The sequence below is a fragment of the Lentzea sp. NBRC 105346 genome, assembly GCF_030269605.1.
Lineage (GTDB): Bacteria > Actinomycetota > Actinomycetes > Mycobacteriales > Pseudonocardiaceae > Lentzea.
In genome coordinates, this window is sequence record NZ_BSTQ01000018.1 from 193,312 (window position 1) to 209,293 (window position 15,982).

General features: G+C 69.1%; 14 protein-coding genes and 1 tRNA gene. 7 read left to right on the plus strand and 8 right to left on the minus strand.

What is annotated here, in order from left to right; translation table 11 throughout:
• Positions 1-4: 4 nt before the first annotated feature.
• Complete coding sequence (locus QSK35_RS33190; protein ID WP_285751600.1) at positions 5-607, minus strand: 50S ribosomal protein L25/general stress protein Ctc; 603 nt, start codon at positions 605-607, stop codon at positions 5-7.
• A gap of 248 nt (positions 608-855) precedes the next feature.
• Between QSK35_RS33190 and QSK35_RS33195 the strand changes: the two genes are divergently transcribed.
• Positions 856-1,380 carry a dihydrofolate reductase family protein gene (locus QSK35_RS33195; RefSeq protein ID WP_285751601.1) on the plus strand — a complete coding sequence of 175 codons (525 nt, stop codon included), beginning with the start codon at positions 856-858 and terminating at the stop codon, positions 1,378-1,380.
• A gap of 64 nt (positions 1,381-1,444) precedes the next feature.
• Here the strand turns inward: QSK35_RS33195 and QSK35_RS33200 are convergent, their stop codons facing one another.
• The 5 genes from QSK35_RS33200 to QSK35_RS33220 all read right to left on the minus strand — a co-directional run bounded on the left by QSK35_RS33200 (position 1,445) and on the right by QSK35_RS33220 (position 7,061).
• The gene (locus tag QSK35_RS33200; RefSeq protein ID WP_285751659.1) at positions 1,445-2,416 is read right to left on the minus strand and encodes a ribose-phosphate diphosphokinase; all 972 of its coding nucleotides are present in this window, start codon (positions 2,414-2,416) and stop codon (positions 1,445-1,447) included.
• A gap of 17 nt (positions 2,417-2,433) precedes the next feature.
• Positions 2,434-3,903 (minus strand): bifunctional UDP-N-acetylglucosamine diphosphorylase/glucosamine-1-phosphate N-acetyltransferase GlmU, encoded by a 1,470-nt coding sequence (glmU, locus tag QSK35_RS33205; RefSeq protein WP_285751602.1) that lies wholly within the window; start codon positions 3,901-3,903, stop codon positions 2,434-2,436.
• A 45-nt stretch (positions 3,904-3,948) separates the two neighbouring features.
• On the minus strand, positions 3,949-5,676 hold the full coding sequence (locus tag QSK35_RS33210) for a GGDEF domain-containing protein (protein WP_285751603.1): 1,728 nt from the start codon (positions 5,674-5,676) through the stop codon (positions 3,949-3,951).
• Positions 5,647-5,717 (minus strand) — tRNA-Gln (locus QSK35_RS33215). The genes QSK35_RS33210 and QSK35_RS33215 overlap by 30 nt, the downstream gene beginning before the upstream one ends.
• Positions 5,718-5,924: 207 nt before the next feature.
• Positions 5,925-7,061 (minus strand): alpha/beta hydrolase family protein, encoded by a 1,137-nt coding sequence (locus tag QSK35_RS33220; protein ID WP_285751604.1) that lies wholly within the window; start codon positions 7,059-7,061, stop codon positions 5,925-5,927.
• 136 nt (positions 7,062-7,197) lie between these two features.
• On the opposite strand from QSK35_RS33220, the gene QSK35_RS33225 reads away from it, so the two are divergent.
• Genes QSK35_RS33225 through QSK35_RS33245 form a run of 5 tightly spaced genes read left to right on the plus strand, consistent with a single transcriptional unit; the run spans position 7,198 to position 10,671 of the window.
• A complete protein-coding gene (locus QSK35_RS33225; protein ID WP_285751605.1) occupies positions 7,198-8,139 on the plus strand; it encodes an acyl-CoA desaturase in 942 nt (313 codons plus the stop codon).
• Between the two features lie 33 nt (positions 8,140-8,172).
• Positions 8,173-8,769 carry a TetR/AcrR family transcriptional regulator gene (locus QSK35_RS33230; protein ID WP_285751660.1) on the plus strand — a complete coding sequence of 199 codons (597 nt, stop codon included), beginning with the start codon at positions 8,173-8,175 and terminating at the stop codon, positions 8,767-8,769.
• 48 nt (positions 8,770-8,817) lie between these two features.
• Positions 8,818-9,798: a family 43 glycosylhydrolase gene (locus QSK35_RS33235; protein WP_285751606.1), complete on the plus strand. Its 981-nt coding sequence runs from the start codon at positions 8,818-8,820 to the stop codon at positions 9,796-9,798.
• Positions 9,799-9,838: 40 nt separating this feature from the next.
• Positions 9,839-10,243, plus strand: a complete 405-nt coding sequence (locus tag QSK35_RS33240) for an SRPBCC family protein (protein WP_285751607.1) — start codon at positions 9,839-9,841, stop codon at positions 10,241-10,243.
• A complete protein-coding gene (locus QSK35_RS33245; RefSeq protein WP_285751608.1) occupies positions 10,240-10,671 on the plus strand; it encodes a MarR family winged helix-turn-helix transcriptional regulator in 432 nt (143 codons plus the stop codon). The genes QSK35_RS33240 and QSK35_RS33245 overlap by 4 nt, the downstream gene beginning before the upstream one ends.
• Here QSK35_RS33245 and QSK35_RS33250 read toward each other — a convergent pair.
• Positions 10,658-11,794 (minus strand): PQQ-dependent sugar dehydrogenase, encoded by a 1,137-nt coding sequence (locus QSK35_RS33250; RefSeq protein ID WP_285751609.1) that lies wholly within the window; start codon positions 11,792-11,794, stop codon positions 10,658-10,660. The genes QSK35_RS33245 and QSK35_RS33250 overlap by 14 nt on opposite strands.
• A gap of 2 nt (positions 11,795-11,796) precedes the next feature.
• A complete protein-coding gene (locus QSK35_RS33255; RefSeq protein WP_285751610.1) occupies positions 11,797-12,339 on the minus strand; it encodes a DUF4291 domain-containing protein in 543 nt (180 codons plus the stop codon).
• Between the two features lie 102 nt (positions 12,340-12,441).
• On the opposite strand from QSK35_RS33255, the gene mfd reads away from it, so the two are divergent.
• The gene (gene mfd, locus QSK35_RS33260; protein WP_285751611.1) at positions 12,442-15,978 is read left to right on the plus strand and encodes a transcription-repair coupling factor; all 3,537 of its coding nucleotides are present in this window, start codon (positions 12,442-12,444) and stop codon (positions 15,976-15,978) included.
• Positions 15,979-15,982: the final 4 nt, after the last annotated feature.

A 15,982-nucleotide genomic window follows, 5' to 3' on the forward strand; every position in this document is an offset into this window, starting at 1 on the left:
GGGCTCAGCTCTCTTCGGTGGCCTCGGCCGGCTCGGCCGACTCTTCGCCCTCGAGCTGCGCGGCGGTCGGCGCGTCGTTGACGGCCACGACCAGGGCGTCGCCGTCGGTCACCAGGGTGACGCCGGACGGCAGGGTGAGGTCGGAGGCGTGGATCTGGGTGCCGGACGCGGCGCCCTCGATCGAGACCTCGATCTGCTCCGGGATGTGCAGCGCCTCGGCCTCGACCTGGATGGTGGTCAGGTCCTGGTTGACCAGGGTGCCGGACGCGGCCTCGCCGTTGACGACGACCGGGACGTCGACGGTGACCTTCTCGCCGCGCTGGACGAGCAGCAGGTCGACGTGCTCGATGTAGTTCTTGATGGGGTGCGTGGTGACGGTCTTGGTCAGCGCCAGCTCACTACCGCCATCGAGGGCGAGGGTGAGGACGGCGTTGTGACCGTGCTCGCGGACGACACGGGCGAACTCGAGCGCCGGCAGTGCCAGGTGCTGCGGGTCGGAACCGTGGCCGTAGAGCACCGCGGGGATCTTGCCGGCGCGACGGGTACGGCGGGCTGCGCCCTTGCCGAATTCGGTGCGCTGCTCAGCGGCGAGACGGACCTCGGACACGGTGGGGCTCTCCTTACAAGTCTGGCCTTGTACGTCGGGCGGTGCACAAGTTCTGCGGGGGTGGCGGCCTGCGGCGGCGAGCAGCGCGGAACGGAAAACACGCACGGCATCAAGCCGCCGCGTCGATCACGCCGAGCGTGATGCTCGCCCTCGCCGAGGCAACCCGACCAGTGTAGGCCTACGCGTTCATCGGACACCAATCGGGGGTCCACCGATGACTTCCAGGGCCTTTGGCGGTCCACCCGTGCATGGACGAACCGAAGGTGCGCTGGCACGTGACGATGTCGCTGGACGGGTTCATCGCGGGCCCCGACGACGAGATGGACTGGCTGCCTCGCGGTGGCGGCGTGCCCGAGCTCGCGCGGCACGTGATCGACACGACCGGCGCGATCCTGATCGGCCGCCGGATGTACGACAAGTACGCGGCGGGCCGGGTGGGCGGCAAGGAGGGCATCTACGGCGGCGCCTGGCAGGGGCCCGTCCTCGTACTGACCAGGCGGCCGGCGCCGGAGGACGAGGAGTTCGGCTTCGTGGCCGGCACGATCGAGGACGGCGTCAGCGCGGCGTTGAACGCCGCGGACGGCCGGGGGATCGTGATCTTCGGGGCGACGCTCGCGCGCCTGGCGTTCGACGCCGGTCTGGTCGACGAGGTCGTCGTGCACATCGCGCCGGTGTTGCTGGGCGCGGGCATCCGGCTGCCCGACGGTGGGCGCACGTACCTGGAACCGTTGAGCGGCCCCGCCGACCTCCACTATCGGGTGGCCGGAAGGTAAAACACGAGGGGCCGGAGCGTAAGACTCGCGCGAGTCTTACGCTCCGGCCCCCTGTGTCTTACGTTCAGGCGTTGCCGTCGAACAGCGAGGTGACGGAGCCGTCCTCGAAGACCTCCTGGATCACCCGCGCGAGCAGCGGGGCGATGGACAGGACGGTCATCTGCGGGAACCGCTTCTCCGCCGGGATCGGCAGCGTGTCGGTGAAGACGACCTCGCGCGCGCCGCTGTTCGAGAGGCGCTCGGTGGCCGGACCGGACAGGATGCCGTGCGTCGCGGCGATCACGACGTCCTCGGCGCCCTCGGCGAGCAGCTGCTTCACCGCGCCGGCGATGGTGCCGCCGGTGTCGACCATGTCGTCGATCACGATGCAGAGGCGCCCGGCGACGTTGCCGACCACGCGGTTGGAGACGACCTCGTTGGGGCGCAGCGGGTCGCGCGTCTTGTGGATGAACGCGATCGGCGCGCCACCGAGGGTGTCGGCCCACTTCTCGGCCAGCTTCGTGCGGCCCGAGTCGGGGGAGACGACGGTGATGTCGTGGCCCGCGTACTTGCCGCGGATGTGGTCGGCCAGCAGCGGCATCGCCCACAGGTGGTCGACCGGGCCGTCGAAGAAGCCCTGGATCTGCGCCGTGTGCAGGTCGACCGACACCAGCCGGTCCGCGCCCGCGGTCTTGAACAGGTCCGCGACCAGTCGGGCCGAGATCGGCTCACGGCCGCGGTGCTTCTTGTCCTGCCTGCCGTACGGGTAGTACGGCATGATCACCGTGATGCGCTTCGCGGAGGCCCGCTTCAGCGCGTCGACCATGATCAGCTGTTCCATCAGCCACTGGTTGATCGGCGCGGTGTGCGACTGGATGACGAACGCGTCGCAGCCGCGGACGGACTCCTCGAAGCGCACGAAGATCTCGCCGTTGGCGAAGTCGTACGCGGACTGGGGGGTGACGGTGACGTTGAGGTGCTTGGCGACCTCTTCGGTCAGCTCGGGGTAGGCACGTCCGCCGAACAGCATCAGGTTCTTCTTGGGCGTGCCGGGCATCATCGGGTTCACCACGGTCAACGACCTTCCTCTGTTGTCTCGGCATTGTGCTGCTCGAGCGCGGCTTCCGCCGCCTGAGCCGCGGCCGTGCCCGGCCGCCGCTTGATCACCCACTCGTCGAAGTTGCGCTGCGGACCGCCGGAGACGGCCAGCGCACCCGGCGGGATGTTGCGGCGCACGACCGTGCCCGCGCCCGTGTAGACGCCGTCGCCGACGGTCACGGGGGCTACGAACATGTTGTCCGAGCCGGTGCGGCAGTGGGAACCGATGATCGTGCGATGTTTCTGCACGCCGTCGTAGTTCACCGTGACGGACGCAGCCCCGATGTTCGAGCCCTCGCCGATCGTCGCGTCACCGATGTAGGACAGGTGCGGCACCTTGCTGCCCGCGCCGATCTCGGAGTTCTTGACCTCGACGAACGTGCCGATCTTGCCCTTCTCGCCGAGCTGCACGCCGGGGCGCAGGTAGGCGAACGGGCCGACGGACGCGCCCGCGCCGATGTGCGAGTCGCTGCCGTGCGTGCGGATGACCTTGGCGCCCGCGCCGACCGTGACGTTCGACAGCGTGGTGTCCGGGCCGATGGTCGCATTCTCGCCGACGACCGTGCCGGCCTTGAGCTGCACGCCCGGCTCGATCAGCGCGTCGCGGCCGATCTGGACGTCGGCGTCGATCCACGCCGACGACGGGTCGACGAACGTCACGCCGGAGCGCATCCAGCCCTCGACGATCCGGCGGTTCAGCTCGGCGCCCACGGCGGCCAGCTGGACCCGGTCGTTGATGCCCTCGACCAGCCACGGGTCGGACGCGATCAGTGCGCCGACGCGCTTGCCGTCGCCGCGCGCGATGCCCAGCACGTCGGTCAGGTAGAGCTCGCCCTGCGCGTTGTTCGTCGAGATCCGCGAGAGACCGTCGCGCAGCACGGCCGCGTCGAACGCGTAGACGCCCGAGTTGATCTCGGTGATCGCCTGCTCGTCGGGCGTGGCGTCCTTCTGCTCGACGATCTTGACGACCGCGCCGGAGGCGTCCCGCACGATCCGGCCGTAGCCGGTCGGGTTCTCCAGGACGGCGGTCAGCACCGTGATCGCGTTGCCCCGCTCGGCGTGCTCGGCGAGCAGCGCCTTCAGCGTCTCGGTGTCGAGCAGCGGCACGTCGCCGTAGGTGACGAGCACCGTGCCGCCCAGGTCCGCGGGCAGCTCGGCCAGGCCGCAGCCGACCGCGTGCCCGGTGCCCTTCTGCTGGTCCTGGACCGCGACGGTGATCTTGCGGCCGAGCTCGGACGCGACCGAGTCCAGGTGCGTGGTCACCGCGTCCCGCCCGTGACCGACCACCACGGCCAGATGATCGGGGTCGGTGCCGGCGGCGGCGCGTACCGCGTGTTCCACCAACGAACGGCCAGCGATCCGGTGCAGCACCTTTGGTGTCGCTGAACGCATACGGGTGCCTTCACCCGCCGCCAGGACGACCGTGCTGACTCCGCCCACGAGCATCGATGCTCTCCCTAACAGGCTGGTTGTCGACGTGCGACGACCAGCCTAAGCCTCCGTGTCCGCATCTCCCGCCACGGCGGCGACCTGGCACCCGCCCTGACGTTTGGCCACGTACATCGCCGAGTCGGCCCTTGACAGGGCCTGGTTGGCGGATTCCCTCGGCCGGATGGAAATAACGCCGACGGACAGCGTCACCCCACGTGAGAGGTCGAGTGGCAGGTTCGCGACGGCGTCCACCGCACGGCCCAGAGCGGCCTCCGCCGCGGTGAGAGGAGCACCCGGAAGGAGTACGACGAACTCGTCACCGCCGTACCTGGCGACCATGTCGTCGCCCCGCAACGCCTGGCGAAGTGTGCTCGCAATCACCCTGAGGACGTCGTCACCTTCGGCATGCGAGTGCCGGTCGTTCACGCCCTTGAACCCGTCGAGGTCGACCAGCGCGATCGACAGCGGATAGGTCTGGCCGCTGATCAGCTCGGCCATCTTCTCGTCCAGCGCGCGCCGGTTCGGCAGCCCCGTGAGCGGGTCCTGCATCGCCTGCTGCGCGATCGCGCCGTGCGCCCGCGTGAGGCGCTCGTGCTCGCGGCGGGTGTTCAACGTGGCCACGCGCGACTCGCGCATCTGCCACAGCTCCGCCTCCAGCGCCGAGTTGTACGACTGCAGCGCGCTGGCCGTGTGCGGCCCGGACATCCGCGCGTACTCCCGTTCGAGCGAGAGCAGCAGCGTCGGCTCGGACGTGTCGTGCTCCATCTGCGTGAGCGTGTCGCCGAGGACCTTCAACGCGTCGTCCTCGCGCTTCTCGATCACCAGGCACCGCGCGATCGCGATCGCCACGATGATCAGCTCGCGGGCGTACATCGACAGCCCGCGCAACGACCACAGCCGGTCGAGGTGGCCACCGGACGGCGTGGCCAGCGCCTGCGCGGCGCCCAGGATCGGCACCTGCTCGGCGGCGGTGAGGTCGCGCCGTCCGGGGTGCAGCGACTGCCGGAACGGCACCTCGGCGGCCTCGGCGAGCCCCGCGGCGGTGTTGAACTGGGCCTGCGCCTTGTCGTACTCGTCGACCCGCTCCAGCCGCAGACCCCACCCGATGGTGAGCCGGGTGCGGTTGAGCAGGTGCACGAAGATCTGGTGCGGCTGGCCGCTCTCCCACAGCGCGTTGTGCGCGCGGGCCAAAACCTCGTCGGCGAGCTCGTAGACGCCGAGCTGGGTGAGCACGAGCGCGGTGTCCTGCAACGCGCTCGCCAGCAGCTGGTCCCACGTGCGCTTGTCGATCACCGGGTCCGGCGAGATGTCCTCGTCGAGCATCGCGAGCCCGGCCGCGACCTCGGTCAGCGCCTTGTCCTCGGCGTTGCCGAGGAGGAACCGCCTGCCGCGCAACGCCCGCGCGTCGGCCTCCAGCACGAGCAGCCCGTGCCTGCGGCTGTGGGTGAGCAGCTCGTCGAGCTGCGGGTCGGCCATGTCGGTCAGGCCGGGTGTGACGAGGCGCACGATCGCGGCCGCCCGGAGCAGCTGCGCGACGATCCGCGGCTCACCGCGGCTCTGCGCCTCCTCGAGGATGTCGTCGATCTCCGCGGTGGCTTCCAGCTGCCCCTGGAGGTGGCTGCTCTGGGCCACGGCGACGAGTTCGCTCGCGCGGCCGACCAACCACGCGTCCGACATCTCGTGCAGCCGGTGGTCCACGTTGCCCTGCTCGTCGACCGTTTCCTCGGGCAGCGTCACACCTCCCAAGCTGGGCTCCTGCTCCGCCACCAGGATTCGAACCTGGACCATCGGAACCAAAATCCGAGGTGCTGCCTTTACACCATGGCGGAACGGGCGAGGGTCGCTCGCCCGTGCGTCACACATGTTGTCATGAGTAATGGTCAACGTGTCGCGGGACCACTCAACTGGCGGCCTTCCGCAACGTAGCGGGGTCACGACCCTGCGCTAGTCGTCCTGGTCAGCAACTCGGCGAGAGCGCTCTTGCGGGTGTCCCTGGCCAAGTTCTTTCCCGAAATGTGGTCGGCGCGGGTGCCGTCCTAGGGGCCGGTGGTGGTCGTTCTGGTCAGGAAGTCGGCGAGAGCGCTCTTGTAGGTCTCGGTGGCGACGTTCCATCCCGAAGTGTGGTCGGCGCCGGGGATCTCGACGTACTGCATCGGCCAGTTGAGCCGTCCCGCCGCGGTCGCCAGATTCCGGGACGACTGCGTGGGCACGGTTCCATCCGCGGTGCCGTGGAACAGCAGCGTCGGCGGCTTCAGGATCGGCGGATGCTCGACCAGGTCGAACCGGCCGAACTCGATGCCCGCCCGCCAGCCGGACACCAGCTCGGCCACCGGGGTGAGGAACACGGGCACGCCGCGGTTCTCGGCCTGCAGGTCGAGTGTCATCGACCAGTTCGTCACCGGAGAGTCGAGCACCACCCCGACCACCGAAGCGGCCAGCGCGGACTGGCCGAGCGTCTGGCCGACGATCGCGCCGCCCATCGACCAGCCGTAGAGGATCACCTTCTGGGCGCCCTGGCCCTGCGCGTAGCGGATCGCGGACTCAACATCGCGCCACTCGGTGTCGCCGAGGTGGTAGAGCCCGTCCGGCGACTTCGGCGCACCGGCGTCGTTGCGATAAGTGATGGCCAGAACGGGTAGCCCCGCATCATGCAGCTGTGGGATGACGCGCAGCGCCTCCTCGCGCGAGGCCCCCCGGCCGTGGACGGTGATCACCCACGTGGTCGACGCCGCGGGCACGAGCCACGCGGGCGCGTCGCCGAGCTCGGTCGGGATCTTCGCCTCGGTGAAGTCGAGGCCCAGCGCCTGTTTCGGGTCCCCCTCGTAGAGGTCGGTCTCGATGCGGACCCTGGTGCCGTCGGCCGGGGCCGAGCCCTCGAGCAGCGGCCGTTCGACGCGGCCGTTCGCGGTCTTGACGACGTCGCCGACCCTGGCGGTGCCGCCGGTCCACACCAGACCGAACGTGCCGCGCAACGTGGTGAGCTTCGACTCCGCCAGGACGACGTTCTTCCCGTCCGTGCCGAGCGCGGTCTCGGGATAGGTCTTCTGCACTTCCTCCGGCACGAGGAGCTCACCGCTGTAGTACCAGCCGATGACCCCCAGGCCCGCCGTGACCAGCACGATCAGTGCCAGCACGGTGGTGATCGCGATCCTCACGATCTTCCGCTTCCTCATGCGGAAATCATTGCAGTTTCCTGAGAAGTGGCCGTGAGTTCACGCCTGGGTCTAGCGGACAAGGGTGGCCTAACCTACGCTCGCGTAAGTTACGGTTGCGTAGGTAGGCAATCCCCCCGAACCCCGAGGTACCCGTATGACCACGACGATGGACCGGTCCACCGACCAGGGCCCGAAGCCGATGATCGACGGACAGCGCGGCAACGCCGAGCAGATCTCCGTCTACGTTTTCGTCATCGTTCCGTTTCTCGCGCTGTTGGCCGCAGTTCCCTTTGCCTGGGGGTGGGGACTCGGCTGGGTCGATGTGGCCCTCTTCGTCGCCTTCTACTACCTGTCCGGCCTGGGCGTGACGATCGGTTACCACCGGTACTTCACGCACGGCTCGTTCAAGGCCAAGCGGGGGCTCAAGATCGCGCTGGCGATCGCGGGCAGCATGGCGCTGCAGGGCCCGGTCATCGACTGGGTCGCCGACCACCGCCGCCACCACGCGTTCTCCGACCGTGAGGGCGACCCGCACTCGCCGTGGCTGTTCGGCACCGGCGCCAAGGCGCTCGCCAAGGGCTTCTGGCACGCCCACATGGGGTGGCTGTTCGACCGCGACAAGACCAACCACAAGCGGTTCGCGCCCGACCTGATGGCCGACCCGGACCTCGTGTGGGTCGACAAGCTCTTCGTCCTGTGGACCACGCTCTCGCTCGTCCTGCCGGGCATCCTCGGCGGACTGATCACCTGGTCGTTCTGGGGTGGCGTGACGGCGTTCTTCTGGGCGGGCCTGGTCCGCGTCGCGTTCCTGCACCACGTGACGTGGTCGGTGAACTCGATCTGCCACATGGTCGGCGACCGCCCGTTCGCGGCGCGCGACCGTTCGGCCAACGTGTGGGCGCTGGCGATCCTGTCCTTCGGCGAGTCGTGGCACAACCTGCACCACGCCGACCCGACCTCCGCGCGGCACGGCGTGAAGCGCGGCCAGATCGACACCTCGGCGCGGCTGATCTGGATCTTCGAGAAGCTCGGCTGGGCGACGAACGTGCGCTGGCCGAGCGAGCAGCGCCTGGCCAGGATCACGGTCAAGAAATGACCTTTGTAGGGTAGTTCGATGACCAGGGTCCGGATGACGGGTAAGGAACGCCGGGAGCAACTCCTTGACGTCGCCCGGGCCCTCTTCGCCGAGAAGGGGTTCGAGGCCACCTCGATCGAGGAGATCGCGCACCGCGCCGGCGTCTCGAAGCCTGTCGTATACGAGCATTTCGGTGGCAAGGAAGGCATCTACGCGGTCTGCGTCGACCGCGAGATGCAGCGGCTGATGGACCAGATCGTCTCCGCGCTGTCCGGGGGGCATCCGCGCGAGCTGCTGGAACAGGCCGCCATCGCGCTGCTGGACTACATCGAGGGCTCCACCGACGGGTTCCGCATCCTCGTGCGGGACTCGCCGGTCGCCTCGTCCAGTGGCACGTTCTCGTCGTTGCTCAACGACATCGCCTCGCAGGTCGAGCACATACTGGGCCTGCACTTCGCCCGCCAGGGCTACGACCGCAAGCTCGCCGCCCTGTACGCGCAGGCACTGGTGGGCATGGTCGCGCTGACCGGCCAGTGGTGGCTGGAGGTCCGCAAGCCCAAGAAGGACGAGGTCGCCGCGCACCTGGTGAACCTCGCCTGGAAGGGCCTGTCCGCGATGGACCACAAGCCTCGATTGCGCACCCGCCGCTGACCCGGTAGAAAACGTTTACACGCCGCCCTTCCCCCGTTGGAGGCGGTCGTGCGACTTCTGGCCCTGCTGGCGGTACTTCTCTGCTTCTTCGCCCCACCCGCACTAGCCGCGGACGCGATGATCACGCCCGGCGTGCAGTGGAAGGACACGTCCGGCAACCCGATCCAGGCGCACGGCGGCGGCATGATCAAGGTCGGGTCCACCTACTACTGGTTCGGCGAGGACAAGACCGGCACGAGCCAGGGCAACGCGTGGTTCCGCAACGTGCCCTGCTACTCCTCGTCCGACCTGCAGCACTGGAAGTTCGAGGCGAACGTGCTCACCCGGCAGGCGAGCGGGGACCTCGGGCCCAAGCGCGTGATCGAACGCCCGAAGGTCATCTACAACGCCTCGACCAAGCAGTACGTGATGTGGATGCACGTCGACGACGGCGGCCACACGATCACCAAGGTGGGCGTGGCCACCAGTTCCTCTGTGTGCGGGCAGTACAAGTACCTCGGCAGCTTCAAGCCGCAGGGCAACATCAGCCTCGACATCCAGCTCTTCGTCGACGACGACGGTTCCGCGTACTTCTTCGGTGAGGCGCGGGCGGCCGGCGGTCTGCGGCTGTACAAGCTGACGTCCGACTACTTGAAGATCGACAAGCTCGTGTCCGTGCTGGAGGACTACGAGTCGCCCGCGATCTTCAAGCACGACGGCCGCTACTACGTGCTCGGCTCGCACCGCACGGGCTGGCGCACCAACGACAACATGTACACCTCGTCGACGTCGCTGTCGGGCGGCTGGGCGCCGTGGAAGTTGTTCGCGCCCAAGGGATCCAAGACCTACAACTCGCAGACGACGTTCGTGCTGCCGGTGACCGGAACCGCCGGTACGACGTTCATGTTCATGGGCGACCGGTGGCAGCCTTCGAGTCTCGGCACCTCGCCGTACGTGTGGCTGCCGCTGACCGTGTCCGGCACCAGCGTGTCGATGAAGTGGTACGACCGCTGGTACATCGACACCGTGACCGGGAAGTGGCACGCGTAGAGATCTTGGAAGATGTCATGCGCGCATATAGTATGCGTGCATGACATCTTACGAGTTCGAGCACAGCGTCGAAGCCCCGGTGTCCGCCGCGGCCGTGTGGGCGCTCTACAGCGATATCTCCCAGTGGACTTCTTGGGACCAGGGGCTTTCCGAGGTCACATTGGACGGGCCCTTCGAGGCGGGCGTCAGCGGCAAGATGACCATCCCCGGTCAGCCGGCGATCGACTTCACGCTCACGTCGGTCGATCCCGGTCGTGAGTTCACCGACGAGACGCTGTTCAACGGGGCGGTGCTGCGGTTCCGGCACGTGATCGAGCCGGTGCCGGGCGGGGTCCGGGTCACCCACCGGGTGGAGATCACCGGGCCGGGGGCGCGGGAGATGGGCCCGATGGTGACATCGGATGTGCCGGAGGCGATGGAGGCCCTCGTAGCCTTGGCGTCGTGACGCGGTTCGAGGGGCCGGAGGAGAGTCCGGGTTTCCTGCTGTGGCGGGTGACGCTGGCGTGGCAGCGCGCGATGCGGGCCGCGCTGGCGCCGCACGACCTGACGCACGTGCAGTTCGTGCTGCTGGCTTCCCTGTGGTGGCTGGAGAACCACGGCGGCTCACCCAGTCAGCAACGGCTCGCGGCCCAGGCGGGGACGGACTCGATGATGACGTCGCAGGTGCTGCGCAAACTGGAGGATCGCGGACTGCTCACCCGGTCCGTGGATCCCGCGGACAGCCGGGCCCGGCTGCTGTCGCTGACCGCGGCGGGAGAGCGGCTCGTCGGTGCCGCTATGAAGGACGTCGAGGACGCGGACGCCGCCTACTTCGCGAAACTCGGTGAGCCGCAACAGTTCCTGCGCGGTCTGGCCGAGCTTACCCGCGAGTGATGCGCAGCAGCTTGTCGTCGTTGCCGTTGGAACTGGTGACGTAGAGCGAGCCGTCGGGAGCGGCGCGGGCGGCGCGGAGCCGCCCGTACTTGTCGTTGAGCTCGTCGGGGATGGTCACCCCGGTGACCTTGCCCTGTTCGTCGAGGCTGAACACCAGCAGCTTCGAGCCCTTCAACGCGGGCACGGCCAGCATGCCGTCGAAGAACGCCGCGCCGCAGATCGCCTCGGTCGGGCGGCCCGACGACCAGACGGCGGGCACCGCGTCCGGGAACCGTTTGGTGTCGGTCATCGGCACGCTCTCGTCGTACCCGCCCACCGTGCCGCCCTGCGACGGGTCCCAGCCGTAGTTGCCGCCGGCTTTGACGAGGTTGACCTCGTCGTCGACGTCCGGGCCGTGCTCGGTCATGAACACTTGGTCGGTGCCTGGCCGCAGCGCGACGCCCTGGATGTTTCGGTTGCCGTAGGTGTAGATCCGCCGCTCGTTGGCGTTCTGCGAGCTCGCGAACGGGTTGCCGGGCACGCCCTCGCCGGTGTTCAGGTCGATGCGCAGCAGCTTGCCGCCGAGGTTCGTGCGGTCCTGCGCGATGTTGCCCCTGGCGGTGTCGCCGGTGCCGACCAGCAGCGTGCCGTCCGGTGCCAGCGTCGGCCGGCAGCCCGAGTGGCGGCCGCTCGGGTTGACCGGCAGGCCGGTGAGCAGGTCCTTCACCTTCGTGGCCTTGGTGCCGTCGAGTTTGAACGTCACCAGGCGGATGTCGGTTCTCGTGTCGTAGCAGGCGGTGAACTTGCCGGACGTGGCGAAGTCCGGATGCACTACCAGGCCCAGCAGGCCGCCTTCGCCGCGTACGACGACGTCGCTCAGGTCCGCGTCCACTTTGGTCTTCTGGCCACCTCTGACCAGGGTGAAGCGGGCTACGCGTTCGGGGATCAGCATCGAGCCGTCCGGGAGGAAGCCCACGTCCCAGCCGTGCTCCAGGCCGCCGGTGACCTCCTCCACCTTGAGGGTGGTCGACTTGGCGGTGGCGTTCGACGACGACGGTGGGGGTAGTGGCTGCGTCGGGGCCGAGCCGCCCGCGGAGGAGCAGCCGGCCAGCACGAGCAACGACACCGCCACCAGAGTCCGCATGTCTAGAAGTACGCGCTCGGCGCCGTATTGGTTCCGTAAGGCCGCTCGGCCGGGAGGTGCTTGGCCGCCGCTTCGAGGTCGCCGGCGCGCACCAGTCCGTGGATCTCGTGCGCGAGGCCGGTCACGTCGGTGATGCTCACGGTCCAGTCGTGCACGTAGCGCCGCACGGCGTCGCCACGCAGCCCGATCTGGATCGCGCGGTGCTGCTGAGGGCGCAGGTGCAGGTCGCGTTCGGGGTCCCACTGCACGCGCACGTCCGGGTTGCCACCGACCACGCGTGACGACACGGCGTTGGCGACGGCCCAGTCGAACCCGGACCGCAGGATCCGGATCGCGAGCACCCGTTCCTGGCCCTCCTTCAGGCCCCAGCCGCAGCGGTACATCATCCAGAGGAACGACGGCTTGATCCACGTCATCCGCTCGAGCTTGAACGGCGCCACGAACCGTTGCGCGTCCAGCGCCGGCTCCGCGATGTGCGGCGAGTACGCCTGGTAGACCACCACTGACCGATCGTCGTAGTCGGCCCTGATCTCTCTCGTGTTCACCACTCAAGCCTCGGCCGCCGGTCAACCGAGATACGCTGGGTCCCGAGACCCCTCGTCCCAGGCAGGGGTCTGTCTGCGTTTCCGCACACCACGGGGATCTTGATGCCGCTGCTCGGCCTACTCACCGGTGTTCTGTCCGACAAAGCACTCCGCGCCCTGATCGACCAGGCCGGCGTGCCCACCCTCGAACTGGAAGGCCCGCTCGCCGCGCGGCCGCTGGTCACGGCCGCGCTGAGCACGGTCAAGCCGGTGCTCGCGGTCACCGCGACCGGTCGCGAGGCCGAAGAGCTGACGAGTGTCGTCAAGGACCTGATCGGGCCGGACCAGGTGGCGCTGTTCCCGTCGTGGGAGACGCTGCCGCACGAGCGGCTGTCGCCGCGCGCGGACACGGTCGGTGCGCGGCTGCAGATCCTGCGCCGCCTGCGGCACCCCGAAGGCAAGCCGCTGCGAGTCGTGGTGACGACCGTGCGCAGCCTCATCCAGCCGATGGCGCCGGGCCTGGGCGACCTCAAGCCGGTGCACCTGAGGACCGGCGAGGAGCAGGACTTCGAGGAGCTGATCCAGAACCTCACCGAGAACGCCTACACGCGCGTCGACATGGTCGAGAAGCGCGGTGAGTTCGCGGTGCGCGGCGGCATCCTCGACATCTTCCCGCCGACCGCCGAGCACCCGCTGCGCGTCGAGTTCTGGGGCGACGAGGTCAGCGAGATCCGCGCGTTCTCGGTGGCGGACCAGCGCAGTCTCGAACCGGTGTCCGAGTTCGTCGCGCCGCCGTGCCGAGAGCTGCTGCTCACCCAGCAGGTGAAGGACCGGGCGGCGCAGCTCGTCGAGGAGCACGCGAACGACGCGCACCTCGTCGAGATGCTCGACAAGATCTCCAACGGCATCCCGTCGGAGGGCATGGAGGCGCTGATCCCCGCGTTGTGCCCCGGTGAGCTGCAGCTGCTCACGGACGTCGTGCCGCAGGGGACGCACGTGCTGCTCGCCGACCCGGAGAAGATCCGCGCGCGGGCGCACGACCTGGTGCGCACCGGGCAGGAGTTCCTCGAGGCGTCCTGGATGGCCGCCGCGGGCGGGGGCAAGGCGCCGATCGACCTCGGTGCGTCGGCGTACCGCAGCCTCGCCGAGGTCGCGGACAACGCGCGCGACAAGGACCGTCCGTGGTGGACGCTCAGCCAGCTCACCACCGAGGACGCGGACGTCGTCCGGCTGGACTACAAGCCCGTCGAGGCCTACCAGGGCGACATCGACCGGGCGTTCGCCGACCTGCGCGCACACACCGCGACGGGTGGCGCGGCGGTGCTCGTCGTGCCCGGCGCCGGTACCGCGCAACGCGCCGCGGAGCAGCTGGCCGAGGCCGACGTGCCCGCGACGCTCGTGGAGAACCTGCAGGACCCGCCGAAGCAGGGCGTGGTCACGGTCGTGCGCGGTGCGCTCGAGGACGGGTTCGTCATCGCCGACCTCGGGCTCGTGGTGCTCACCGAGACCGACCTCACCGGCGGCCGCGGCGGGACGTCCACAAAGGACATGCGGCGGATGCCGTCGAAGCGGCGCAACGCCGTGGACCCGCTGGCGCTCAAGGCCGGCGACTTCGTGGTGCACGAGCAGCACGGCATCGGCAAGTACGTCGAGATGGTGCAACGCACGGTCGCCGGTGCGACGCGCGAGTACCTCGTGCTCGAATACGCGTCGTCCAAGCGTGGTCAGCCCGGTGACCGGTTGTTCGTGCCGACGGACCAGCTCGACGAGATCAGCAGGTACGTCGGCGGCGAGCTGCCGACGTTGAACAAGCTCGGCGGCAGCGACTGGAAGAACACGAAGTCCAAGGCGCGCAAGGCGGTCAAGCAGATCGCGGCCGAGCTGGTGCAGCTGTACGCGGCCCGTCAGTCGGCGCCGGGCCACGCGTTCGCCCCCGACAGCCCGTGGCAGCGGGAGCTGGAGGACGCGTTCCCGTTCACCGAGACGCAGGACCAGATGGCCGCCATCGACGAGGTCAAGGCGGACATGGAGCGGTCCGTGCCGATGGACCGCGTCATCTGCGGTGACGTCGGCTACGGCAAGACGGAGATCGCGGTCCGCGCGGCGTTCAAGGCGGTGCAGGACGGCAAGCAGGTCGCGGTGCTCGTGCCGACGACCCTGCTGGCGCAGCAGCACCTGAACACGTTCACCGAGCGCATGCGCGCGTTCCCGGTGAACGTCAAGGGACTCAGCCGGTTCACCGATCCCGCCGAGTCGGAGCAGGTGATCGCCGGCCTCGCGGACGGCGAGGTGGACGTCGTCATCGGCACGCACCGCCTGTTGCAGAAAACCGTGCGGTACAAGGACCTGGGCCTCGTGATCGTCGACGAGGAGCAGCGGTTCGGCGTCGAGCACAAGGAACACATCAAGGCGCTGCGCACGCACGTGGACGTGCTGACCATGTCCGCCACGCCGATCCCGCGCACGCTGGAGATGTCGCTGGCGGGCATCCGCGAGATGTCCACGATCCTCACCCCGCCCGAGGAGCGGCACCCGATCCTCACCTACGTCGGCGCGTACGACGACAAGCAGGTGGGCGCGGCGATCCGGCGCGAGCTGATGCGCGACGGCCAGGTCTTCTACGTGCACAACCGGGTCTCGTCGATCGAGCGGGCGGCGAAGCGGATCCGCGAGCTCGTGCCGGAGGCCAGGGTCGTCACCGGGCACGGCCAGATGAACGAGGACAAGCTCGAGCACCTCATCCAGGGGTTCTGGGAACGCGAGTACGACGTGCTCGTCTGCACCACGATCGTCGAGACCGGCCTGGACATCTCCAACGCCAACACGCTGATCGTCGAACGCGGCGACCTGCTCGGCCTCGCGCAGCTGCACCAGCTGCGCGGTCGCGTCGGCCGCGGCCGCGAACGCGGGTATGCGTACTTCCTGTACCCGCCGGAGGCGCCGCTCACCGAGACGGCGCACGACCGGCTCGCCACGATCGCGCAGAACACCGAGCTGGGCGCGGGCATGGCGGTCGCGATGAAGGACCTGGAGATCCGCGGCGCGGGCAACATCCTGGGCGCGGAGCAGTCCGGCCACATCGCGGGCGTCGGGTTCGACCTCTACGTGCGGCTGGTCGGCGAGGCCGTCGAGGCGTTCCGCAAGCACGCCGGCGCGGAGAGCGCCGAGGAAGAGGAGATGGCCGAGGTCCGGGTGGACCTGCCGGTCGACGCGCACATCCCGCACGAGTACGTGCCGGGCGAGCGGCTGCGGCTGGAGGCGTACCGCAAGATCGCCGCCGCGCCGGACGCCGCCGCGCTGCAGGCCGTGTGGGACGAGCTCAAGGACCGCTACGGCACGCCGCCCGAGCCGGTCGAACGGCTGCTCGGTGTGGCGCGGTTCCGCCAGGCATGCCGTGCGCACGGGGTCACCGAGGTGATCACGATGGGGCAGAACATCCGGTTCGCGAAGATCGAGCTGCGGGACTCGCAGCTGGTGCGGATGCGCCGGCTGTTCCCGAAGGCCGTCTACAAGGCCGCGATGGGCACGATCACCGTGCCTAGGCCGACGGAGGGAGCGGCGGGCGGCCGAATGGGCGCACCCCAGTTGCGTGATCAGGAACTCCTGGATTGGTGTCAGAAGTTCTTGGAGGCCGTCGTGAGCCCGGTCACGGTGGCGTGAGAGG